Annotated in this window: 18 protein-coding genes; 11 read left to right on the top strand and 7 right to left on the bottom strand. The window is 75.8% G+C overall.

What is annotated here, in order from left to right:
- Nucleotides 1–59: 59 nt before the first annotated feature.
- Both M8316_RS05745 and M8316_RS05740 read right to left on the bottom strand, forming a co-directional pair.
- Entirely contained in the window at nt 60–317 is a 258-nt protein-coding gene (locus M8316_RS05745) for a thioredoxin family protein (protein WP_250052824.1), read from the bottom strand.
- Between the two features lie 32 nt (nt 318–349).
- Nucleotides 350–1,393, bottom strand: coding sequence for a permease (locus M8316_RS05740; protein ID WP_250052822.1), 1,044 nt, complete (start codon nt 1,391–1,393; stop codon nt 350–352).
- A gap of 164 nt (nt 1,394–1,557) precedes the next feature.
- On the opposite strand from M8316_RS05740, the gene M8316_RS05735 reads away from it, so the two are divergent.
- Nucleotides 1,558–2,190 carry a Type 1 glutamine amidotransferase-like domain-containing protein gene (locus M8316_RS05735; protein ID WP_250052820.1) on the top strand — a complete coding sequence of 211 codons (633 nt, stop codon included), beginning with the start codon at nt 1,558–1,560 and terminating at the stop codon, nt 2,188–2,190.
- Between the two features lie 11 nt (nt 2,191–2,201).
- Here the strand turns inward: M8316_RS05735 and M8316_RS05730 are convergent, their stop codons facing one another.
- Nucleotides 2,202–2,606: a hypothetical protein gene (locus tag M8316_RS05730; RefSeq protein WP_250052818.1), complete on the bottom strand. Its 405-nt coding sequence runs from the start codon at nt 2,604–2,606 to the stop codon at nt 2,202–2,204.
- Between the two features lie 60 nt (nt 2,607–2,666).
- Between M8316_RS05730 and M8316_RS05725 the strand changes: the two genes are divergently transcribed.
- From M8316_RS05725 to M8316_RS05715, 3 genes are read left to right on the top strand one after another with little or no spacing between them, the layout of a single operon-like run.
- The gene (locus M8316_RS05725) at nt 2,667–4,022 is read left to right on the top strand and encodes a MurL-like N-terminal domain-containing (RefSeq protein ID WP_250052816.1); all 1,356 of its coding nucleotides are present in this window, start codon (nt 2,667–2,669) and stop codon (nt 4,020–4,022) included.
- Nucleotides 4,012–5,352, top strand: a complete 1,341-nt coding sequence (murD, locus tag M8316_RS05720) for a UDP-N-acetylmuramoyl-L-alanine--D-glutamate ligase (RefSeq protein WP_250052814.1) — start codon at nt 4,012–4,014, stop codon at nt 5,350–5,352. The genes M8316_RS05725 and murD overlap by 11 nt, the downstream gene beginning before the upstream one ends.
- Nucleotides 5,353–5,359: 7 nt before the next feature.
- Nucleotides 5,360–6,163 (top strand): aminotransferase class IV, encoded by an 804-nt coding sequence (locus M8316_RS05715; protein ID WP_250052812.1) that lies wholly within the window; start codon nt 5,360–5,362, stop codon nt 6,161–6,163.
- A gap of 335 nt (nt 6,164–6,498) precedes the next feature.
- On the opposite strand, the gene M8316_RS05710 is transcribed toward M8316_RS05715, so the two are convergent.
- The 4 genes from M8316_RS05710 to M8316_RS05695 are packed head-to-tail and all read right to left on the bottom strand — an operon-like array spanning nt 6,499 to nt 11,263.
- Complete coding sequence (locus M8316_RS05710; protein WP_250052811.1) at nt 6,499–8,082, bottom strand: hypothetical protein; 1,584 nt, start codon at nt 8,080–8,082, stop codon at nt 6,499–6,501.
- Nucleotides 8,083–8,091: 9 nt separating this feature from the next.
- Nucleotides 8,092–8,955: a PIG-L deacetylase family protein gene (locus tag M8316_RS05705; RefSeq protein WP_250052809.1), complete on the bottom strand. Its 864-nt coding sequence runs from the start codon at nt 8,953–8,955 to the stop codon at nt 8,092–8,094.
- Complete coding sequence (locus M8316_RS05700) at nt 8,952–10,163, bottom strand: glycosyltransferase family 4 protein (RefSeq protein WP_250052807.1); 1,212 nt, start codon at nt 10,161–10,163, stop codon at nt 8,952–8,954. Before M8316_RS05700 ends, M8316_RS05705 begins: the two co-directional genes overlap by 4 nt.
- Nucleotides 10,160–11,263: a lysylphosphatidylglycerol synthase domain-containing protein gene (locus M8316_RS05695; RefSeq protein ID WP_250052805.1), complete on the bottom strand. Its 1,104-nt coding sequence runs from the start codon at nt 11,261–11,263 to the stop codon at nt 10,160–10,162. The genes M8316_RS05700 and M8316_RS05695 overlap by 4 nt, the downstream gene beginning before the upstream one ends.
- Nucleotides 11,264–11,405: 142 nt before the next feature.
- On the opposite strand from M8316_RS05695, the gene M8316_RS05690 reads away from it, so the two are divergent.
- The 7 genes from M8316_RS05690 to M8316_RS05660 all read left to right on the top strand — a co-directional run bounded on the left by M8316_RS05690 (nt 11,406) and on the right by M8316_RS05660 (nt 22,258).
- Complete coding sequence (locus M8316_RS05690) at nt 11,406–11,882, top strand: DUF2231 domain-containing protein (protein WP_250052802.1); 477 nt, start codon at nt 11,406–11,408, stop codon at nt 11,880–11,882.
- Between the two features lie 38 nt (nt 11,883–11,920).
- Nucleotides 11,921–12,601 (top strand): response regulator transcription factor, encoded by a 681-nt coding sequence (locus M8316_RS05685; RefSeq protein ID WP_250052800.1) that lies wholly within the window; start codon nt 11,921–11,923, stop codon nt 12,599–12,601.
- Complete coding sequence (locus M8316_RS05680; RefSeq protein ID WP_250052798.1) at nt 12,601–14,007, top strand: sensor histidine kinase; 1,407 nt, start codon at nt 12,601–12,603, stop codon at nt 14,005–14,007. The genes M8316_RS05685 and M8316_RS05680 overlap by 1 nt, the downstream gene beginning before the upstream one ends.
- Before the next feature lie 62 nt (nt 14,008–14,069).
- Entirely contained in the window at nt 14,070–16,400 is a 2,331-nt protein-coding gene (locus M8316_RS05675) for a polyprenol monophosphomannose synthase (RefSeq protein ID WP_250052796.1), read from the top strand.
- Between the two features lie 97 nt (nt 16,401–16,497).
- The gene (locus tag M8316_RS05670; RefSeq protein ID WP_308195966.1) at nt 16,498–16,857 is read left to right on the top strand and encodes a DUF5994 family protein; all 360 of its coding nucleotides are present in this window, start codon (nt 16,498–16,500) and stop codon (nt 16,855–16,857) included.
- Nucleotides 16,858–16,932: 75 nt separating this feature from the next.
- Nucleotides 16,933–20,877 carry a Pls/PosA family non-ribosomal peptide synthetase gene (locus M8316_RS05665; RefSeq protein WP_250052793.1) on the top strand — a complete coding sequence of 1,315 codons (3,945 nt, stop codon included), beginning with the start codon at nt 16,933–16,935 and terminating at the stop codon, nt 20,875–20,877.
- Between the two features lie 13 nt (nt 20,878–20,890).
- Nucleotides 20,891–22,258 (top strand): M1 family metallopeptidase, encoded by a 1,368-nt coding sequence (locus tag M8316_RS05660; protein ID WP_250052791.1) that lies wholly within the window; start codon nt 20,891–20,893, stop codon nt 22,256–22,258.
- Nucleotides 22,259–22,289 lie beyond the last annotated feature (31 nt).

Raw genomic sequence — 22,289 nt, 5'->3', positions numbered from 1 at the left:
AACCTAGCGGCGCGCTGGCGCGGCCTCCAGGGACGACCGGACGGGCCGCGATCGGACGATCACCCCGCCACCACAGCACCGAGGAGCTCCTTGACCTCGGCGACGGACGGCACCCGGCCGGAGAGCACGACCCGGCCGTCCACCTCCAGGCCGGGGGTGGCGAGGACGCCGTGGGCGGCGATGGCCGCGTAGTCGGTGACGTGGGTGATCTCGGCGTCCAGGCCGAGCTCGTCGAGGGCGCGACGGGTGGCCTTCTCCAGGGCGCGGCAGTTGCGGCAGCCGGGCCCGAGGACGGCGATCTGCAGCGGGGCTCGCATGGCGGTCTCCTTCCGGTGGACGGGCGTCGGGCTCAGGTGAGCACGGCGTTGAACAGGTAGCCGACGGCGACGATCGCGGAGGCGACGACGCCGACGAACACGGCCAGCAGGGGCGGCTTGAGCACGCGGCGGAGCAGGATCAGCTCGGGCAGCGACAGGGCGACCACCGACATCATGAAGGCCAGGAGCGTCCCCATCGGCAGGCCCTTGTCGTAGAGCGCCCCCACCAGGGGCAGGACGCCGGCGGCGTTGGAGTACAGCGGCACGCCGAGCAGCACGGCGACGACCACGCCGAACGCCGCCCCCTCTCCGGCGTAGTGGGTGAAGAGGTCCTCGGGGGCCCAGCCGTGGATGAGCGCGCCGATGCCGATGCCGATCAGCAGGTAGGGCCAGATACGGCGCAGCACCGACCGCGCCTCGTCCGCGGCGGCGCGCACCCGGTCCTCGAAGCGGGGCCGTGCCCCGGTGGGCCCGTCGACCACCGGGGTCTCCAGCACGAACGGCTCGACCCACCGGTCCAGGTGCAGCCGCCCGAGCACCCAGCCGGCGACGATCGCGACGCTCAGCCCGGCGGCGACGTAGAGCACGGTCACCTGCCAGCCGAACAGCCCGAGCAGCAGCCCGATGGCCACCTCGTTGACCAGCGGGCTGGCGATGAGGAAGCTCATCGTCACGCCGAGTGGCACACCGGCGGCCACGAACCCGATGAAGGCCGGCACCGCGCTGCACGAGCAGAACGGCGTGACGACCCCCAGGCCGGCAGCGAGCACGTTGCCGGCACCCTCGCGGCGACCGCCGAGCAGGGCGCGGGTGCGCTCGACGCTCATGTAGGAGCGCAGCAGCGTGACGCCGAAGACGATCACGCCCAGCAGGAGCGCGATCTTCACGGTGTCGTAGAGGAAGAACCGCAGCGACGCCGTCCACCGGGCGTCCGGGTCGAGCCCGACCAGGTCCACGAGCAGCAGGTCCCAGACCCGCCCGTTGACCCAGTAGGCGGCCGTCCACGCGAGGGCGCCGACCGCCAGCAGCCCCGCGCGAGCACGGGACGAGGCGGGCAGCTGCTGCAGCACGCTCATGGCGACACCCACTCCGACGGCGCCGCCCGACGGGTCGTCGGGCCCGGGCCGCCACCCCCAGTCTCCTCCGCGGCGCAGGGGAGCGGTGGGGCCGGACGTCACCCGGGGCGGTGCCGGACGCCGGCCGGACACGGGCGTCGGTGCCACCTCGTACGGTCGCCGACATGCCTCTGCTGCTGCTCTCCCTCGGGTCCGGCGCCGTCACGGACTTCGTGGCCTGCCACACCGCCCTGCCCGCGGCCGGCACGCGCCTCGGCTACCTCGCCGACGCCGCGCGGCCCCACGCCGACGCGCCCTTCGTCATCGCCGAGCGGGAGAAGATCGCCGGCCTCGGCTTCCAGGTCGCGGTGCTGCCACCCGCCGACAGCGTCGACGCCGGCGTGTTCGCCGACGCGCTCGACGAAGTCGACGCCGTCTACGTCGCGGGCGGCAACGTCTTCGTCCTGCTGGCCGCCCTCCGGGCGCGCGGTGCGGACGAGGTCCTCGTCGAGAAGGTCCGGGCCGGGCTGCCCTACGTCGGGTGCAGCGCGGGCTCGGTGGTGGCCGGCCCGAGCATCGAGCCGCTCACGCCGATGGACGACCCGGCCTACGCGCCCGGCCTGGCGGGCACCGACGGGCTCGGGCTCGTCGACACCGTCGTCGTCCCGCACGCGGACGGCCTGCTGCCGCCGTACCCGCTGGAGCTGATCGCGCAGATCAAGCGCACCTACGACGACGCCTACCCGCTCACGTTCCTCACCGACGCCCGCGGGCTGCTCGTCGAGGACGGCACCCCGCGCGTCGTCGCCTCACCGTGAGAGGCGGTCCCTCAGACCCACTCGCCCGCGTCGTAGGCCTGGCCGACGCTGCGACCGTCCTCCAGCGTGTACAGCCGCCAGGCGTTGCCGATCATCCGGTGCTCACGCAGGTGCTCGCCGGGCGTGCTGCCATCCTGGAGCACCCCGCCCTCGTCCATCACGACCAGCCCGACGTCAGCCGGTCCGATCAGCACCGTGCCGGCGGGCACCTCGGCCCAGTCGCGGCGCGGCGCGGCGGGCACCGGGTCGGCGACGACCACCGGCGTCGGCTCGGTCTCCTCGGGCGGGGAGAGGACCGGGCGCAGCACGACCACCCCGTCCGCGATCTCGACGGCGTAGGTGCCCGGCGGCACCGAGGCGGGCAGGGCGCAGCCGCCGCTCTCGTCGACGGTGACCAGGGGCATCGCGGTGCTCATGGCACGACGGTAGTGCCGTCGACGCGGCCGGGCCGCCCCGTCCTCCGTAGACTCCGCCACGTGGTCACGGCAGCAGAAGAGGCACAGCGGACGACGGCGGGGCTGGAGTGCCTCGAGCCGACGCTGAACGGCGCCCGCATCGAGCTCGACTACGTCGGCACGGGCCACGACGGCACCCTCACCCGCTTCACCGAGACCGTCGAGTTGCCCGGCAGCCTCGAGCACGTCGACGACGCGGTCGTGCGCCCCGTCCTGCGGCTGCTCTCGCTCGCCGCGTCGCTCAGCTACTTCAAGGCGTTCGCGCCCGGCACCATCAGCGTGCCCGGCGGCCTGACCACCGTCGAGCGCACCTTCCTGCGTGAGGTCACCCGCCACGGCCTGGGCGAGTTCGCCTACGTCAACGACCTCCCGGCCGTCTTCGAGACGCCGATCGACGCCCCGGCGGCCGCACCGGTCGCGCAGCCCTGGGTGGACGAAGCGACCCCGCGGAAGGTCCTGGTGCCGGTCGGCGGGGGCAAGGACTCGGTGGTCTCCATCGAGGCGCTGCGCGAGGCCGGCTACGAGGTCGGCCTGTTCTCGGTCAACAGCTACGCCCCCATCGAGGCCACGGCCCGGGTGGCGCAGCTGCCGCTGCACACCGCCCGCCGCAGGCTCGACCCCGAGCTGTTCCGGCTCAACGCCGAGGGCGCGCCCAACGGGCACGTGCCGGTGACGGCGGTCAACAGCCTCGTCGGGCTCCTCACGGCGCTCGCGCTCGGCTTCGACACGGTCGCGTTCAGCAACGAGGCCAGCGCCTCGTTCGGCAACATCGACTGGCACGGCGTCGAGGTCAACCACCAGTGGTCCAAGGGGCTGGAGTTCGAGCGGCTGCTGCGCGGCTCCCTGCCCGCCGGCGCACCCCGCTACGTCTCGCTGCTGCGCCCGGTCACCGAGCTGCGCATCGCGCGCCGGTTCGCCACCCGCACCGCGTACCACCAGGTCTTCACCAGCTGCAACCGCGCCTTCAAGCTCACCGAGGCCGACCGCACCTCCTGGTGCGGTGAGTGCCCGAAGTGCCGCTTCGTGTTCCTCTGCCTGAGCCCCTTCATGCCGCGCGCCGACCTCGAGGCGGTCTTCGGCGGGCGCGACCTGTTCGCCGAGGCGCTGGACCACGCCGACCGCTACGCCGGCTTCCTGGAGCTGCTCGGCAAGGAGGGCCTGGTCAAGCCGCTGGAGTGCGTCGGCGAGCCCGACGAGTGCCGCGTCGCGCTCTCGCTGGTCACCGAGAAGCCCGACTGGGCGGGCCACCCGTTCCTGGCCGAGCCCGAGGTCGTCGCGCTGCACGCGGCGCCGGGCGACGCCGAGGCCGTCCTCGCCTTCCGCGAGGGCGAGCACGCGCTCACGCCCGACCTCGAGGACGTCGCCCGTGCGGTATGAGGACCTGGCCGGCCGTGCCGTCGTCGTGTGGGGCACCGGGCGCGAGGGCCGCGCCGCCCACGCCGAGCTGACCGGCCGCGGCGTCGACGTCGTCGGCTACGCCGTCACCGGGGGCGAGGCCCCGGCCGACCTGGCCGACCTCACCGCCACCGGCGAGGCGGGCCTCGCGCGGCTGCTGGCCGCGGACGTGGTGGTGAAGTCGCCGGGCGTCCCGCACACCTCGCCCGAGTACGTGGCGCTGAGGCAGGCCGGCGTCGCGGTCACCTCGCTCACCGACCTGTGGCTCTCGGCCGACCCCGAACGGGTCGTCGGCGTCACCGGCACCAAGGGCAAGAGCACAACCTCGGCCATCGTGCGGCACCTCCTGGAGGCCGCCGGCCGCACCGCCTCCCTGGTCGGCAACGGCGGCACGCCCGTCACGGCCGACGACGCGAGCGCCAGCGAGATCGCCGTCACCGAGGTCTCCAGCTACCAGGCCGCCGAGCTGTCGTCCTCGCCCCGCGTCGCCGTGGTGACCTGCCTCTACCCCGAGCACCTGCCCTGGCACGGCGGGTTCGAGGCCTACGCCGCCGACAAGCTCAACCTCCTCGCCCACGGCACCGAGCTCGTCGTCCTGCCGCACGCCCACGACGACCTTGCCGAACGGGTGCGCGCGGCCGTCGGGGAGGACACCGTGCTGGTCACCCCGGCGGACGCCGGCATCACGGTCACGGACGAGGCGGTGCAGTGGAGCGGCGTCGGCACCGTGGCCGCGGCCGACCTCCAGGTCCACGGCCGGCACAACCTCGTCAACGTCGCTCTCGCCCTCACCGCGGTGGCGCTCGGCTTCGACCTGCCCGAGGAGCAGCGTCCGGCCGTCCTCGCCGCCACGACCACGTTCGCCGCGCTGGCGCACCGCCTGGAGACCATCGCGTCCGCCGACGGCCGCCGCTGGGTGGACGACAGCCTCGCCACCGCCCCCGAGGCGGTCGTCGCCGCGCTCGGCACCTTCGCCGGTCAGCGCGTCGCGCTGGTGCTCGGCGGCGCCGACCGTGGCCTCGACATGAGCCCGCTGCGCACCCACCTCGCCGGCCCGGCCGGCGACGACGTGCGGGTGCTCGCGATCGGCCCGGCCGGCACCCGCTGGGTGGAGGAGGGCGGCCCCGCCGTGCGCCACACCCACCTCGCCGGCACCTGGGCCGGCGCCGTCGCGGCCCTGCACGACCCCACCGGCCCGGCGGGGCCGACCAGCACCGACGTCGTCCTGCTCTCGCCCGGCGCGCCCAGCTTCGACGAGTTCGCCAGCTACGAGGAGCGCTCAGCGGCCTTCCGCGTCGCCGCGCAGGGCTGAGCCGGCGGTGATCACGCTCGACGGTGCGCCGGTCGACGCCGTGCCCGCCGACCTGGCGCTCTACCCCTACGGCGTCTTCACCACCCTCGTCGTGGACGACGGCACGGTGCTCGGCTGGGAGGACCACCTCGCCCGCCTCCACCGCGACGCCGCCCGGCTCTGGGGCCACGTGCTCGACCGAGACCACGTGACGGGGCTCGTGCGGGCCCACCTCGGGCGGCTGGGGGGAGCGGAGGCACGGGTCACCGTGCGCGTCACCCTGTACCCGGCCGCCTTCAGCCTGGCCGCGCCCGAGACGGCCCGGGGCTGCCGCGTGCTCGTCAGCACACGGCCGGCCGGGCCGCCGTCGTCCACCCGGGAGGACGGGATCGCCGTGGCCACGCGGGCGCACCGGCGAGCGCTGCCGGAGGTGAAGTCCACCGACCTCGTCGGCACCCTGCTGCTGCGGCGCGAGGTCCGGCTCGCCGGGCACGACGACGTGCTGCTCGTCGACGGCGAGCAGGTGCTGGAGGGCGCCACCTGGTCGGTGCTGGTGTGGCGCGGCGGCGAGGTCGCGACGCCGGACGGGCCGGTGCTGCCGAGCACCACGGTGCAGCACCTGCGGCCGGCGGTGGAGGCCCTGGGCCGCGCGCTCGTGGCGCGGCCCGTGACGTCGGCCGAGCTCGCCGAGGCGGACCTGGTGCTGGCCGTCAACGCGACCCAGCCGCACCGCCCCGTCACGGCTGTGGACGGCGCCGGGCTGCGGGTCGAGGAGGGCCTGCTCTCCGCCGTCGCCCAGGCGTACGCGGGCCTGCGCCGACAGCCCGTCTGAGGCGGTGTCCGACCCGAGCCGGCGGGAGCCCCGCGGTGCCCCCATGTGGCACCCGGTGCTCGACCGCCCGGCCGGGCCTCGTCCGTGACGGTGGACGGACCGACCCGCCCGGCACGTCGCCGCGCTCCGCCCGGAGCCCGAGCGCGGCGACGTCGTCCCGTGCCGTGCGTGGGCAGCAGCAGCCCGCCAAGGCGGCTGCACGGTGGCAGCCCCGCTGCTGCCCCCGCAGAGGCGTGGTCGGTGTCCGTCCGGTGTCCCCTCCCAGGGAGCCGGCCCGTGGGCCTGCCCGGACGCTGCCGAACCTAGGCCGCGGCGCGGCCTCGTGGCCTGAGGTTTCAGGTCTCGCGGGCCGTGGAACACCCGTCGTGCACGCGGGCGCCGCGGGCCAGCCACCACCGGGCTGCCCCGGCGCGGGTGCCGCCGGTCAGGGCCAGCTCGCCCAGCGCCGCGCGGGACGGGGCGTCGCCGGCCAGTCCCCAGGCACCGACGAGGGCGTCGGCCAGTGCGGGGTCGAGGTCGTCGAGGTCGTCGGCCCGCGCCCACGGCGCGCTCGGCGAGGTGCCGGTCTGGGCCCGGAGCCGCACCGCCACGCCCTGCAGGCGCGGGTCGGGGTGGTCGAGCCACGCCGAGAGGTCCGGGACGTCGGCCCCGAGCCGCGCCCCGGCGAGCCGCCGGGTCGTCCGCCGCTGGAGGACGGGGTCGGGCTCGGCCTGGGCCTGGGCCAGGAGCGCGGCGGCCGCGGGGCCGGCGATCTCCGGGTGCACGCCGAGCAGCATGTAGCTGGTGACGGCCCGTTCCTCGTGGGCGGCGGTGCTCACGTCGTAGAGCAGCCGGGAGAGCACGGGCTGCTCCTCCAGCCCGAGGCCCTCGGTGATCCGGTGCGCGGCCCGGTCGCACTGCGCCGCCCGGGTCTCGCGCAGGGCCTCACCCGGCTCGAAGTCGGTCGGGGGAGACGGGGCCAGTCGGCGGCGGACCGAGGGGCGGGCCTCGTCCACGAGCACGGGCGGGAGCGAGCGCAGGGCGTGCGAGAGCCACTCGTGGGCGGTCGAGCCCGGCTCGGCCTGGTCGAAGGCGGCGAGCAGCGGTGCGAGGACGTGGCCCCAGACCCGCTCGGGGTCGCCGATGATCGCCATGTTGCACAGCGACAGCACGGCGCTCTCGACCACCCGGCCACGCGGGTCGTGCAGGAGCGTGCCGCACCAGGACAGGCCGGCGTCGTCGACGTGCTCGCCCACGGCACTCATCAGGTCGGCGAGGACCTGCACGTCCGGGTCGGCCACGAGCCGGCGGGCGACCTCGACCACGAGGTGTCCGTAGGGCCCGCACCGCATCAGCGACAGCGCCTCGTAGCGCGTCGGGTACCCGGGGCCCACCGCGCGGCCCATCTCGTCGGCGAGGTGGTCGAGCAGGTCCAGGGCGATCGACTCGGGCAGGCCCAGGGACTCCGGCCTGGCCAGGGCGGCCGCCCAGTCCAGCCAGGCGCCGGCCCCGGCCAGGGGCGCGGCGCGGCCACCGTCCGAGCGGCGCAGGGCGTCGAGCAGGCCCTCGGTCAGCGCGGAGACGTGCTCCACGGTCGACGGCCCCAAGGTGGGGCGGCGGTCGGACTGGCTCTCGCGCGGGAAGGTGCGGCAGGTGGCGCCGATCGCCCCGCGCAGCGACCCGCCGGCGAGGCCGAAGCGCTCCTCGTAGGCGCGCAGCAGGGTGCCGTCGCGCAGCTGGCCGGTCTCCAGACGGTGCAGGGTGCTGGCGGAGACGCCCAGGTCGCCCCCCACGACCCGCAGCTGCGGTGCGCCGTGCAGGAGCCGGGCCATCCGTGCCGTCCACCCCACCCGGGCCCGCACGTCGATCGCGCGCCCGGCCAACGGGGTCTCGTCCCGCAGCACCAGGTGCCGCGAGGCGGACCGCCGCTGCGTGCTCACGGGCTGACGCTAGCGCTGCACGGGCCGGTCCGAATCCCCAACAAGGAAGTCTTTACGGCCCCGACACGAGGCGGACTCGACCGGTTGCCAGGGGTCGCCCCAGGGGTGGTCGGGCACGCTGACCCCGCCCGGCACCCACTCGGCGAACCACTCGCGACCCAGCACGCGGCGCTGCAGCGGGCCGGGCAGGCCCAGCAGCAGCGCCGCCGTCCGGGGGCCGCCCGTGCGCTGGCTCCCGTGCGCCTCGAGGGCGCTCAGCTTGGCGGGCAGCTGGTCGCGGACGTCGAGGCGGTGGGTGATCCGCGACCGCGGCGTGAAGGCGTCGGTCAGGTCCGGCACGCGCGGCACCGGGAGCACCCGCCCCGCGGCCCGCAGCAGACGTGCGACGGGCAGGACCCGCTCGCGCTCCACCGTGGCCTCCAGCAGTCGAGGCGCGTCCGCCCCCAGCAGCGCGACCGCGGTGCGTGCCACCCGGTTGACCTGCACGTGGTCGGGGTGGCCGTAGCCGCCGGCGGCGTCGTAGGAGGTCAGCAGGTCGGCACTCTCCTCGCGCAGGACGGCGGCCACCTGCTCGGCCACCCGGGCAACCGGGAGCGTCGCGAACCCGCCGGCCGTCGGGGTGCCGGAGCCGCTGTCGCGGTGCCCGAGCCGGACGATGCGCGCGACCCCGAGGGCGGCTGCGGACCGGTCCAGCTCGGCCAGTCGCAGTCGGCCCAGACCGTGGGCGAGCCCGGCGTCGGCCAGCCCGGCCTCCCCGTCGGTGGCCACCACCAGCACGACCCGGTGCCCGGCGGCCGCCGCGCCGGCCAGGGTGCCGCCGGTCCACAGCGCCTCGTCGTCGGGGTGGGCGTGCAACGACACCAGCGTGCTCACCGCCCCACCTCCAGCAGCAGGGGAGCCGCCGGCAGGGGCACCCCGACCAGGGCAGCGGCCCGTGCGTACAGGACGTCGGCGCCCTGCCGCGCCCGCTGCCAGTCGAAGGCCGGCGGCGTGGTGGCGTCGTGGTGCACCATCCGTGCGCGCAGCGCGGGGTCGGTGCACAACCGGGTCACCTGGGCGGCCATGTCGATGTCGTCGGAGGCGAGCAGGCCCTCCAGGCCCGGTCGGAGGAACTCGGTGACGCCCGAGGCTGCCGGGGCGACGACGGGCACCCCGGAGGAGCGTGCCTCGAGCGGGGCGATGCCGAAGGACTCGCGGTGGGCGGGGGCCAGGAAGACGTCGGCGTCGGCCAGCAACGCGCGCACGGCCGGCCGGTCGAGCGAGCCGGGCAGGGACACCCAGTCCATCCCGTGCCTGCGCAGCCGCGCCTCCACACCCCGGCGCTGGGGCCCGTCGCCGGCGATCGTGGCGCGCAGGGGCACCACGGCGGGCACCTGCTCCCGGACGCGGTGCAGCACCTCGACCAGCGGCACGGCCCGCTTGACCCGCGTCAGCCGCATGACGGCGACGAGGTGCAGGGCACGGTCGGGGTCGGCCTCGGGGAAGGACGTGCGGGCCAGGGCCGCGGCCGCCAGCGACGTCCAGGCGTCGGGGTCGACGGCGTTCGGCAGCACGTGCACCTCGCGCGGTGCCGCGAGCGGCGCGACGGCGTCGGCGGCGACCCGGCTCACCGCGCTCCACACGGTGTCGGTCTCGTGCAGGCGCAGCCCGTGCCGCACCAGCCAGGGCAGGGGCCCGAGGTCGGCCCACAGCGAGTGGACGGTCACCAGGGCGGGCACCCGCTCCTCGTGCGCGGCCCGGATGGCGGCGGCCGCGAGCGGTGAGAGCACCGAGGCGTGCACGTGGACGACGTCGGGGCGGTCGTGCCGCAGCCGGTGCCGCAGGTGGTCGACCAGGCCGGCGAGCCCCGCGAAGGAGAGGCCGGTCTCGCCGGCGGCGAGCCGGGTGACCTCGACGCCGTCCTGCGGACTCGTGGCGGTGTCGCCCGCGGGGGCCAGGGTGACGACGCGGACCCGGTGCCCCGCGGCGACCTGGTGCGCGGCCAGGGCCGCGACGTGCGTCTCGATGCCGCCCACCTTCGGGGCGTAGCTGTCGGCGACGTGCCAGAGGCTCCGGCCGGTCGGGCCGTTCCAGGCGGTCATCGGGAGCTCCCCTCGCCCGCGGCCAGCGCGAGCCCGTCGCGGGCCGGCGCGGCCGAGCGGCGGCCGGTGGTCCACCACCACCCGGCCAGCCACGCGCCGCCCACCGGGATCTCCAGCGCGAACGTCAGCAGCCGGTAGAGCAGGACGCCGGCGACCACCCCGACGGGGGCCCCGCCCGCGGCGACGAGCACCGTGGTCAGCCCCAGCTCCACGGGGCCCAGGCCACCCGGGGTGAGGGCCGCCAGGGTGAGCACCCGCTCGACGGCGAAGCCGGCCGCCAGACCGACCAGCGGGACGCCGGCACCGGCGACGTGCAGGCACAGGGCCAGGAGCAGGGCCAGCAGCGCGGTGTAGCCGAGCATCCCGACGCTGAGCCCGGCCCAGCGCCGGCGTGCGGTCGCGGCGGCGGTGCGACGCGTGCGCAGGACGGCCGCGCCGACACGGGGCCCGGACCGACGCAGGAGCAGCCGCTCGGCGGCGTCCAGGACCGTCGCGAGCCGGCGGGTGAGCGCGTCGGAGGCGAGCAGCGCGCCGACGACCATGACGAGACTGCCCGCCACCCCGCCGACCAGCCCGAGGCCGGGCAGCGCCAGCCCCGCCTGCAGCACGTACAGGGCGGCGACGGCGGCGACCAGCAGCTTGGCGAGGACGTCCCAGACGTTCGTGACGACCGTGTAGGCCGCCACGTCGTGACCGGAGAAGCCCCAACGGCGGGCCACCATCGAGTTCGCCGCGACCCCCGCCGCGCCACCCAGCGGCAGCACGTTCGCGACGAAGCTGCCGGTCAGGCTGAGCGTCGCCGCCCGGCGGTGGGTGAGACCCGGCATCGCAGCGGTCAGGGTGACCGTGTGCGCTGCAAGGCCTGCCGCCCACAGGAGGCCGAGGGCGACCAACCAGAGGGCCGGCACGCCCGTGACCACGCCCAGCACCGACGCCCAGGGCACACCGGCCAGTCGCGGGACGAGCAGGGCGACGGCAGCGACGCCGAGTGCTGCCGGCAGGCCGCGACGCAGCAGGGCCCGGCCGGCGGGTGGCCGGTCGGCGGGAGGCACCTGGGCGGGCTGCCGGCCGGTGGGGAGGCGAGCGGCGGGGTGGGTCATGCCTCGACGCTCCTGCCGAGCCCCTGCACGGCACCTGACCACCGACGGTCAGGTCGCGTGCAGGTGCGGCACCGCACCGTGGGGCTGACCGACCCACCGCAGCCGCACGACCCGCGGCAGCCGACCCACGCCAGGAGCGCCCGTGCTCGACCTCGTCAACGGACTGCCCGTCCACCCGCTCGTGGTGCACGCGGTCGTCGTGCTGCTGCCCCTCGCCGTCCTCGGCGCCGTCGCGGTGGCGGTGCGCCCGGCCTGGGCGCACCGTGTCGGCTGGCTGGTGGTGGCCGTGGCCGCGGTCGCCACCGTGCTGGTGCCGGTGGCGACCTCCAGCGGCGAGGCGCTCGAGCACCGCGTCGGAGATCCCGGCGAGCACGCCGAGCTGGGCGACCAGCTGATCTGGTTCGCGCTCCCGCTGCTCGTGCTCACGATCGCCGTGGTCCTGCTCGGACGCCGGCGCGCGACCGGGGTCGCCACGCCCGGGCCGGGCTGGCTGCCGACGGCGGTGGCCGTGCTCACCGTGCTGGTCGCGCTCGCCACGGCCGTGCAGGTCTACCGTGTCGGGGAGTCCGGCGCGAGGGCGGTGTGGGGCGACGAGGTCGCGTCCGCGTCGACCCGCTGAGACACCTCGGCCCGGTGCCGGGGAGGAGAGGAGGACCGGTGGCCACCATCGGTGTCTGCGAGGACGACCCCGCCATCCGCAAGGTGCTCGTCCGCGGCCTGCGCGAGGCGGGTCACGAGACCGTCGTCGCCCACGACGGACGCGAGGCACTGACGCTGCTCGGCGCGGACTGCCCGCTGGAGGCGCTGGTGATGGACATCGGCCTGCCCGACGCGGACGGTCGCGACGTCGTCACGGCGCTCAAGGCGGCCGGGCAGCACGCCCCCGTGCTGTTCCTCACCGCGCTGGGCGGCACCCACGACCTGCTCTCCGGCTTCGCCGCCGGTGCCGACGACTACCTCGTCAAGCCGTTCGGCCTGGCCGAGCTGCTGGCGCGGCTGGACGTGCTGGTGCGACGAGGCACGGGTGGACGCGCCGTGGTCGGCGGCCTCACCCTCGACGCCGTCGCGCACGCCGTGCGCACCGAGGCCGGCCAGGTGCTGCTGAGCCCCACCGAGTTCCGGATGCTGGCGGCGATCCTGTCCCGGCCCGGCGAGGTCGTGCGGCGTCGGACGGTCGTCGCCGCGGCCTGGCCGGACGGCGCCGAGGTCAGTGAGAACACGATCGACTCCTTCCTCCGCAAGATCCGGGCGAAGCTGGAGTCCGTCGGGTCGCCCGTGCGGATCGAGACGGTGCGCGGGGTCGGCTTCACCGCCCGCGAGCAGGGGGCCGTCGCCTGATGGGGCCGTCCCCGGCCCGGCTGCTGCCGGGGCGCCTGCGTCGTCCGGGCCTGCGTCGTCCGGGCCTGCGTCGTCTGGGCCTGCGTGGCCAGGTGGTCGCCCTGGCGGCCTCGGTCGCCGTGCTGGTCGGGGTCGTGCTGGTGCTCGTCCTCCAGCTCGTGCTGGACCTGTCGACCAGCAGCACCGTCGACCGCGTGCTCACCGACCGCTCCGCCGCCGTGATCGCCTCCGTGCAGGCCACGTCGCCGGCCGAGGCGGGACTCGTGGTGCCCGAGGCACTGCTGGACCCGGGCGTCGTCGTCTACGACGAGGACGGCACGCGGGTGGCCGGCTCGGTGCCGCCGTCGCTGAAGAAGGTCTTCGCCGAGCTCTCCGAGGAGACCGCCACCCGGCAGGTCGACCTGGGTGACCACTACAGCGTGCTGGCCACGCCCTTCGACACCGACGCGGGCCAGGCCGTGCTCGTGGTCTCCGAGCCGAGGGCGCCGTACGAGTCGGAGGAGGGCGTCGCGTTCGTCGTCTCGGCGACGGCGGCCGTCGTCCTGGTGCTGCTGGCCGCGGGGGTGGCGGCCTGGGCGAGCGGCCGGGCCCTGGCCCCGGTGGCCGACATGGCGCGCACCGCGGAGAAGTGGAGCGAGCACGAGCTGCACCGCCGCTTCGACCTGGGCGCGCCGACCAACGAGATCCGGGCGCTCGGGCACACCCTCGACGCCCTGCTGGAGCGGGTCGCCCAGGCGATCCTGGCCGAGCAACGGCTCACCGCCGAGCTCGCGCACGAGCTCCGCACGCCGCTGACCAGCCTCCAGGTCACCGCCGAGCTGGCCGCGGCCCGCGACGACCTCGACGAGCAGCTGCGCGAGGACCTCGACGACATCCTGCTGGCCGCGCGCACGATGGGGGCCACCATCACCGTGCTCCTCGACGTCGCACGTGCCCAGGCGTCCGGCCTCGACGCCGTCGTGCCTGCACGGCAGGTGCTCGAGGAGGCGGTGCGCCGCTACGTCCTCACCGCCGCCACGACCCTGGACCTGCCCGACGGCCTCGTGCTCGACGTGCCGCACGAGCTGGCGGTCCGGGCGCTGGCACCGGTGCTGGCCAACGCGGACCGGCACGGCTCGCAGGTCGTGGTGACGGCGACGGTCGAGCCCGGCCGCGTGCACCTCGACGTCGCGGACGACGGCACCGGCGTCGACGCGGACGTGGCGGCCGACCTGTTCACGCCGGGGCGCTCCGGCAGCGGCGGAGCCGGCCTGGGCCTGCCGCTGGCGCGCCGCGTCGCCCGCTCGGCCGGCGGCGACGTGCTGCTCCGCCCGGGCCCGGACGGCACGGGGGAGCGCGGGGGATCGCCCACCGGTGCGGTGTTCCGCGTCACGCTGCCCGGCCGCGCGAGCGTGCGCGAGCCCTGAACCGACCGCCGCTCACCCGGGCGGTCAGGTGACGTGCAGGCTCGGCGAGGCAGGTTCGAGGGGTGACGACGACCAGCACGGAAGCACGCAGACCGGCCACGGGCGGGACGCGCACGACCCGCGCCGTCGCCGTCGTCCCCACCTACCAGGAGGCCGCGACCGTCGACACCGTGCTCGACCGGCTGCTCGGCCTCGACCTGCCCGACGGCACCAGCCTGGACGTGCTCGTCGTCGACGACTCCAGCCCCGACGGCACCGGCGACCGAGTGCTGGCCCGGGCGGCCGTCGACGACCGCGTCCGGCTGCTCTCCCGCACCGGCCGCGAGGGTCTGGGCGCGGCCTACCGGGCCGGGTTCGCGGCGGCGCTGGAGGCCGGCTACGACGCCGTCGTCCAGCTCGACGCCGACGGCTCGCACCCGGCCGCGGCCGTGCCCGCGATGCTCGCCCGCCTGGCCGCGGGTGAGGCGGACGTCGTCATCGGCTCCCGCTACGTCGCCGGCGGCGGGACCGAGGGCTGGCCGTGGCAGCGTCGTGCGCTGTCGGGGGCCGCCAACCTCTACGCGCGCGGCGTGCTGCGCCTGCGCACGCACGACGCCACGGCCGGCTTCCGCGCCTGGACGGCCGACGCCGTCCGCCGCACCGGCGTGCTGACCAGCCGCGCCGACGGCTACGGCTTCCAGGTCGAGAACACCTGGCACGCCGAACGGGCCGGCCTGCGGGTGCTCGAGCACCCGATCACCTTCGTCGACCGCACCGAGGGCGACTCCAAGATGAGCACTCGCACGGCGCTCGAGGCCGTCCGGCTGATCGCCGGTTGGGGCGCGGCGTCCGTGCCCGTGCCGGTGTGGGTGGGCGTGCTCGCGGTGCTCACGGCCCTGGCCCGCCTGCCGTTCCTGACCACCGCCCTCACCTCCGACGAGGGCGGGTTCCTCATGGTCGCGGCCCAGTGGTCGCCGGGCTCCTCGCTCTACGGCGACTACTGGGTCGACCGGCCTCCGCTGATCGTCGCGATCTTCGGGCTCGCCCACCTGCTCGGCACGGCCGGCGGCCTGCTGGGGGAGACGATCGCCCTCCGACTGCTCGGCCTCGTCTGGGCCGCAGCCGCCGTCGTCCTCGCCGGCGCGCTGGGGGCAGCGCTGGCGCGGCGGTCTCGAGGCTCGGCCGTGGCCGGCCTCGCACCTCGACCACCGGAGACGGGCGAGGAGCCTCGAGACCGCCGCGCCGGCACGGCCCGGCTGCTGCCCCTGCTCCTGGCCACGCTGACGGCCGCGCTCGTGACCAGCCCCCTGTTCGGTGCCGACCAGGTCGACGGCGAGCTGCTCGCCCTGCCGTTCCTCCTGGCGGGCCTGCTGGCCGTCGTCCGCACCTGGAGCGCCCGGTCGCGGACGACGTCGGTCGGCTGGTGGGCGCTGGCGGGCGTCTGCGCCGTCGCCGCGCCGGCGGTGAAGCAGAACATGCTGGGCGTCGCCCTGGCCGCCGCGGTCTCCCTCCTCGTCCTGGCCTCCCGCGGCCACCGGCGTGCGGCGCTGCGCGGGCTGCTGGCCTGCGGCGCGGCCCTCCTGGTGACCCTCGGGGCGCTGCTGGCCGTCGCGGCCTGGCGCGGCACCGACCCCGCCGGCCTGTGGGAGGCCGTGGTCACGTTCCGGCTGCAGGCGTCCGCCGTCATCTCCTCCTCGGCCTCGTCGGCCACCCCGGCCCGCGCGCGGGCGCTGCTGCTGGCAGCGGTCGCCAGCGGAGCGGTGCTGCTGCCGCTGCTGGCCGTGGCGGCGAGCGCGACGTCCCGGGTGCGCCCCGTTCGGGGAGGCGTGCCGCTGGGCCTGCTCGCGCTGGTGGTGACGGGCTGGGAGACGCTCGGCGTGCTGCTCGGCGGCAGCTACTGGCACCACTACCTGGTCGGGACGATCCCGGGGCTGCTGCTGTGCGCGGCCGTGGTCGTCGAGCAGCGGCCGCAGGTCCAGGAGTCGGGATGGGCACGGCGCGCCCTCGTGGGCGTGGTCGCCTACGCCGCCGTGGTGACCATGGTGGCGCTGCCGATCGCGACGGTGATGACGCACCGACCCACCTCGGAGACGGCCGTGACCGCTTACCTCGCGGCGCACGCCCGCCCGGGGGACACCGGTGTCACCGCCTTCGGCGACCCGCAGCTGCTGCACGGCGTCGGGCTCACCAGTCCGTACGAGGAGCTGTGGAGCCTGCCGGCGCGGGTGCGCGACCCCGGGCTGACCGAGCTGACCGCCGTCCTGCGCGACGACAGCCCGACCTGGGTCGTGACCACCGGGACCGACATCGCGACCTGGGGCGTGGACGCCACCACTGCCGACAGGGTCCTGGCCTCCCGCTACCGGCTGGTCGACACCGAGGGCGACTGGTCCGTGTACCGGCTCGACGGCTGACCTCCGCTCAGGTGCACCGACGTAGGCTCGCAGCACGACTGCAGGCGTCCGGTTCATCCTTGATCCTGGTCCGGCAGCAACCACGAGGTGGTGGCGAGTGACCTCGCAGCCCGATCCCGTCCGTCTGGTCCTGCACGAGGGGACGCCCTCACGAGCGACGGGAGTGTGGTGGCCCTCCGGTCGCTCGCTGGCCGAGGCGCTCCCGGACCTGTTCGACCAGTGGCCCGAGGACGGCAGTCGCATCGTCCGCGTGCTCTTCTCACCCCCTGACTGGGACGACCGGCCGCGGTCGGTACCCATCCGCGGCGGACGCGTGAAGACGGGGTGCTTCCCCATGGACGACACGCGCACGCTCGTGGTCACCACTCTCGAGGGCCGGCGCTACCACCTGCGCGTGGTGCCGCCCGACGCCTCGCCCGCCGAGGCAGCAGCCAGCATGACCACCTCGGCGGTCTGAGCGACGGGTCGGACACGCCGGGTCGCCTCGCCGGCACCCGTTGTTCACCCGGTTGCGCCAGGATCCTCCGCGTCCGTGACGCTCGCGGACGCGGAGAGGGGACAGGTGACCGAGGAGCAGGCCGCGCACAGGAGCACGGGCGGGACGACGGGCGACCCACTGCGCGCCGGCGACCGCGCCCCCGCGACCCGGACCCTGATCGACGTCCTGCACGCCACCACGGCGGGTGCCCCCGACGCCGTCGCGCTCCACGCCGGCACCGAGCAGCTCACCTACGCCGAGATGATGGAGGCCGCGACCACGCTGGCCGAGGAGCTGGCCGGGCTCGGCATCGGACCCGGCGACAAGGTCGGCGTCCGCGTGCCGAGTGGCACCACCGACCTCTACCTCGCGATCGTCGGCACCCTGCTCGCCGGAGCCGCCTACGTGCCGGTCGACGTCGACGACCCCGACGAGCGCGCCCGCCTGGTGTTCGGCGAGGCCAGGGTCGCGGGGATCATCGGTGCCGACCTGCAGGTCGAGGTCCGCGACGCCGCCGGCCGCGAGCCGCGCGAGCGTGTCGACCCCATGCCCGAGGACGACGCCTGGGTCATCTTCACCTCCGGCTCCACCGGCACCCCCAAGGGCGTCGCCGTCCGGCACCGCAACGCCGCCGCCTTCGTGGACGCCGAGGCGCACCTGTTCCTCCAGGACGCACCGCTCGGCCCCGACGACCGGGTGATGGCCGGCCTCTCGGTCGCCTTCGACGCCTCCTGCGAGGAGATGTGGCTGGCCTGGCGCTACGGCGGCACCCTCGTGCCCGCACCCCGCGCGCTGGTGAAGTCGGGCATGGACGTCGGCCCCTGGCTGGTCGCCAACGACATCACCGTCGTCTCCACCGTGCCCACGCTCGTCAGCCTGTGGCCCGACGAGGCGTTGGAGAAGGTCCGCCTGCTCATCACCGGCGGCGAGGCGTTCCCCGCTCAGCTCGCCGGGCGGCTCGTGCGCCCCGGACGCGAGGTGTGGAACACCTACGGCCCCACCGAGGCGACCGTCGTCGCGTGCGGCGCGCTGGTGGAGGCCGAGGGCCCGATCCGCATCGGCCTGCCCCTGGACGGCTGGGACCTCGCCGTCGTCGACAAGGACGGCCACGAGGTCGCCGAGGGGGAGACGGGCGAGCTGATCATCGGCGGCGTCGGCCTCGCCCGCTACCTCGACCCGGCCAAGGACGCCGAGAAGTACGCCCCGATGCCGAGCCTCGGCTGGGACCGGGCCTACCGCTCGGGCGACCTGGTGGTGAAGGACTCCACCGGTCTGCTGTTCGGCGGCCGCGCCGACGACCAGGTCAAGCTCGGCGGACGCCGGATCGAGCTGGGCGAGATCGACGCCGCGCTGCTCGCCCAGACCGGCGTGCTCGGCGCTGCCGCGGCCGTGCGTCGCTCCAAGGCCGGCAACCAGCTGCTGGTGGGCTACGTCGTCGTGGACGAGCGGTTCGACGCCGCGTCCGCCCTCGAGCGCCTGCGCGCCGCGCTGCCCGCCGCCCTCGTGCCCCGCCTGGCCCAGGTCGACGACCTGCCCACCCGCACCTCCGGCAAGGTCGACCGCGACGCGTTGCCGTGGCCGCTCGAGCGCCGGGCGGGGGCGTCCGAGGGCGCCGCGGGCGACCTGGAGGGGACCGCCGCTCGTGTGGCCGAGGTCTTCGCCGACGTGCTCGGTGCCGGGCCGGAACGCGGCACCGACGACTTCTTCGACCTCGGAGGAGGCTCGCTGGCCGCGGCCCAGGTGATCGGCCTGCTGCGCCGCGAGCACCCCGAGATCACGGTCGGCGACCTCTACGACCACCCGACGGTCGCCGGCCTGGCCGGATACCTGGACTCCCTGGCCAGCCCCGCCAACCTGGCCGACCGCGACGTGCCGCCGATCCCGCGCAAGACCCAGGCCGGGCAGGTGGCGGCCCTCGTCGGCCTCCGCGCGCTGGCCGCCCCGCGCTACCTCACCTGGACGCTGCTCGCCGCCGCGGCCGGCCACATGCTGGGCGTGACGGCGCTGCCGCTCGCGCCGTGGTGGCTGCTGGTCGTCGGCACGCTGGTCTTCCTGACCCCGCCCGGCCGGATGCTCCTCGGCGCCGGCCTGGCCCGGCTCCTGCTGCGGGGCGTCGCGCCCGGCCGCTACCCGCGCGGCGGCCAGGTGCACCTGCGGCTGTGGGTCGCCGAGCGCGCCGTCGACCAGGTCGGCGCCACCGCGCTCACCGGCGCCCCCTTCATGACCTGGTACGCCCGGCTGCTGGGCGCCCGGGTCGGCAAGGACGTCGACCTGCACTCCCTGCCTCCCGTGACCGGCTTCCTCACCCTCGGCAAGGGCGCCTCCATCGAGCCGGAGGTCGACCTGACCGGCGCGTGGATCGACGGCGACGTCCTGCACCTCGGCGACGTGCGCGTGGGCAAGCGGGCCCGGGTCGGCACCCGCTCCAGCCTCCTGCCGGGGGCGGACGTCGGGGAGGAGGCCGAGATCGCGCCCGGCTCCGCCGTGTTCGGTCGCGTGCCGGTCGGGGAGTACTGGTCCGGGGCTCCCGCGGTGAAGATGCGCAAGCGTGCCCGCGGCCCGTGGGACAACCGACCGTCCTCCAGCCGCGCCTGGGTCGCCGCGTACGGCGCGGCCGGCCTGCTCATCGGGCTGCTGCCCGCCGCGGCCGTGGCGGTCGCGGGGCTCGTCGTGCTGCCGCTCTCCGGTGCCCGCGACGCCGCCACCACCGGCGCGGCGCTCAGCGCGCTGCTGGCGTGGCTGGTGCCGGGCGCGCTGCTCGGCGTCGTCCTGCTCGCCCTCGGGGTGCTGGTGCTGGTCCGGGCGTGTGGCGCCGGCCTGGCCGCCGGCGTCCACCCGGTGCGCAGCAGTGCGGCGCTGCGGGTGTGGGCGACCGTCCGCGTCCTCGACGAGGCCCGCACCTGGCTCTTCCCGCTGTACTCCAGCCAGCTCACGCCGGCGTGGCTGCGCCTGCTCGGCGCCCGCGTCGGCGAGGACGTGGAGGCCTCCACGGTGCTGATGGTGCCCGCGATGACCTCCGTGGGCGACGGGGCGTTCCTGGCCGACGACACCCTCATCGGCGGCTACGAGCTGGGCGGTGGCTGGCTGCGCGTGGAGCGGGTGAAGGTCGGCAAGCGCGGCTTCGTCGGCAACTCCGGCATGGCCGCGCCCGGCCGCAAGGTGCCCAAGCACAGCCTGGTCGCCGTGCTCTCGGCGGCGCCGCAGCGCAAGGCAGCGAGGAAGGGGGAGTCCTGGGTCGGCAGCCCGCCGGCGCCGCTGCGCCGGGCCGCCGAGGAGGCGGACGACTCCCGCACCTACGCGCCCGCGCGGTCTCTGAAGGTCGCCCGCGGCTGCTGGGAGGCCGCCCGCGTCGTCCCGGTGCTGCTCGGGGTCGGCCTGCACGCGGGCGTGGCCGCGGCGGCGCTGCTGGCGTGGGGGGCAGGCGGACCCCTGGTGGGACCCCTGCTGGCTCTCCTGACGACCGTCGGCGCCCTGCTCGCGGCGGGCATGCTCGCCGCTGCCGCGGCGACGGCCGCGAAGTGGCTGCTCGTGGGCCGCCACCGCGTCGGGACGCACCCGCTGTGGAGCTCCTTCGTGTGGCGCAACGAGCTGGCCGACACGTTCGTGGAGTCCGTGGCGGCGCCGTGGTTCGCGCGGCTGGCCACGGGCAGCCCGCTCCTCACGCTGTGGTTCCGCTCCCTGGGCACCACCGTCGGCCGCGGCGTGTGGTGCGAGACCTACTGGCTGCCCGAGACCGACCTGGTCACGCTCGGTGACGGGGCGGTCGTCAACGCCGGCACCGTGGTGCAGACGCACCTCTTCCACGACCGCGTGCTCGCGTGCGACACCGTGACCCTCGCGGCCGGCGCCACGCTGGGCCCGAACTCCGTCATCCTGCCCGCGGCCGCGATCGGGCGACACGCTACGGTCGGCCCCGTGTCGCTGGTGATGAGGGGCGAGAGCCTGCCTGACAAGACGGTGTGGATCGGCAATCCCATCGGCCCCTGGGTCGTGTCATGAGGGTCGTGTCGTGATGGGTCTGCCCACCGCCGACGACTACCTGCCCGGCCACGGTGACCGCTCCTTCTCGGTGCGCCACTACGACCTGGAGCTGACCTACGCGGTCGAGACGAACCGGCTCGAGGGCCGAGCGACGCTCGAGGTCGAGGTCCTGGAGAGCACCGACCGGCTCGTCCTCGACCTGGCCCACCTGTCCCCGCAGAAGGTGCGGGTGGCGCCGGGCCGGCCGAGCGAGAGGGGCCCCCGCAGGAGGACGGCGCCGGCGACCAAGGTGGGGCTGAAGAAGTTCTCCACCCGGTCGCACCGCCTCGTCCTGGCGCTGGACGACGAGGCCGAGCCCGGCACCCGGCTCACCGTCACCGTCGGCTACTCCGGTCATCCCAAGCCCCTGGTCACGCGGCACCTCGGTGACGCGGGCTGGGAGGAGCTGACCGACGGCGTCATCGTGGCCGCGCAGCCGCACGGCTCGCCCACGTGGTTCCCGTGCAACGACCGCCCCGACGACAAGGCCACCTACCGGCTCGCGCTCACCGTGACGGCGGGGTACCGCGTCGAGGCGAACGGTGAGCTGGCCAAGCACACGCGTCGCGGCTCTTCGGAGACCTGGGTGTGGGAGCAGAAGCAGCCCATGGCCACCTACCTCGCCACCGTGCAGGTCGGCCGCTACCGGGACTGGAGGCTCCCCGGCAAGCCCGCCTCCGGGGTGCCCGTCAAGGTCGTCGCGGGAGACCTGGACCGCGCCGCCTTCGGGGACGCCTTCGGCCGCCAGCACGAGATGGTGGACGTCTTCGAGGAGCACTTCGGGCCGTACCCGTTCGACTCCTACCGGGTCGTGGTCACCGACGACGACCTGGAGATCCCGCTGGAGTCCCAGACGCTCTCCACGTTCGGTCGCAACCTCGTCCGCGGTGACTGGGACGCCACCCGGCTGATCGCCCACGAGCTGGCGCACCAGTGGTTCGGCAACGCCGTGACGCTGCGGGACTGGAAGGACATCTGGCTGCACGAGGGTTTTGCCTGCTACTCGGAGTGGGTGTGGTCGGAGGCCTCCGGCGGCCCCACCGCCGCCCAGCAGGCCGCCCGCTACTACGGCGGCCTGGAGGAGAAGCCCGAGGACCTGCTGCTCGTCGACCCCGGCCCGGACCTGATGTTCGACGACCGGGTCTACAAGCGCGGCGCGCTGACCCTGCACGCCCTGCGGGTGGAGGTCGGCGACAAGCGGTTCTTCGCGATGCTCCGCGCCTGGGTCAAGGACTTCGCCGGTGCCTCGGTGACCACCGAGGACTTCCTCGCCCACGCGAGCAAGGAGACGGGCGTCAACGCCTCCGTCCTGCTACGGCCCTGGCTGCACGAGACGGACCTCCCGCCCTTCCCCCAGTAGCTGGAGACCGGTGATCGAGGTGCGAGGAGCG

The sequence above is a fragment of the Nocardioides bruguierae genome (assembly GCF_023554635.1).
Lineage (GTDB): Bacteria > Actinomycetota > Actinomycetes > Propionibacteriales > Nocardioidaceae > Nocardioides > Nocardioides bruguierae.
Note: the sequence above shows the minus strand (reverse complement) of the source record. Positions and strands in the feature narration are given on the sequence as shown.

Excerpts from the sequence above, each read along its gene's own strand:
- M8316_RS05745 (WP_250052824.1), bottom strand. The coding sequence starts at position 317 with ATGCGAGCCCCGCTGCAGATCGCCGTCCTCGGGCCCGGCTGCCGCAAC.
- M8316_RS05740 (WP_250052822.1), bottom strand. The coding sequence starts at position 1,393 with ATGAGCGTGCTGCAGCAGCTGCCCGCCTCGTCCCGTGCTCGCGCGGGG.
- M8316_RS05735 (WP_250052820.1), top strand. The coding sequence starts at position 1,558 with ATGCCTCTGCTGCTGCTCTCCCTCGGGTCCGGCGCCGTCACGGACTTC.
- M8316_RS05730 (WP_250052818.1), bottom strand. The coding sequence starts at position 2,606 with ATGAGCACCGCGATGCCCCTGGTCACCGTCGACGAGAGCGGCGGCTGC.
- M8316_RS05700 (WP_250052807.1), bottom strand. The coding sequence starts at position 10,163 with ATGACCGCCTGGAACGGCCCGACCGGCCGGAGCCTCTGGCACGTCGCC.
- M8316_RS05695 (WP_250052805.1), bottom strand. The coding sequence starts at position 11,263 with ATGACCCACCCCGCCGCTCGCCTCCCCACCGGCCGGCAGCCCGCCCAG.
- M8316_RS05680 (WP_250052798.1), top strand. The coding sequence starts at position 12,601 with ATGGGGCCGTCCCCGGCCCGGCTGCTGCCGGGGCGCCTGCGTCGTCCG.
- M8316_RS05660 (WP_250052791.1), top strand. The coding sequence starts at position 20,891 with ATGGGTCTGCCCACCGCCGACGACTACCTGCCCGGCCACGGTGACCGC.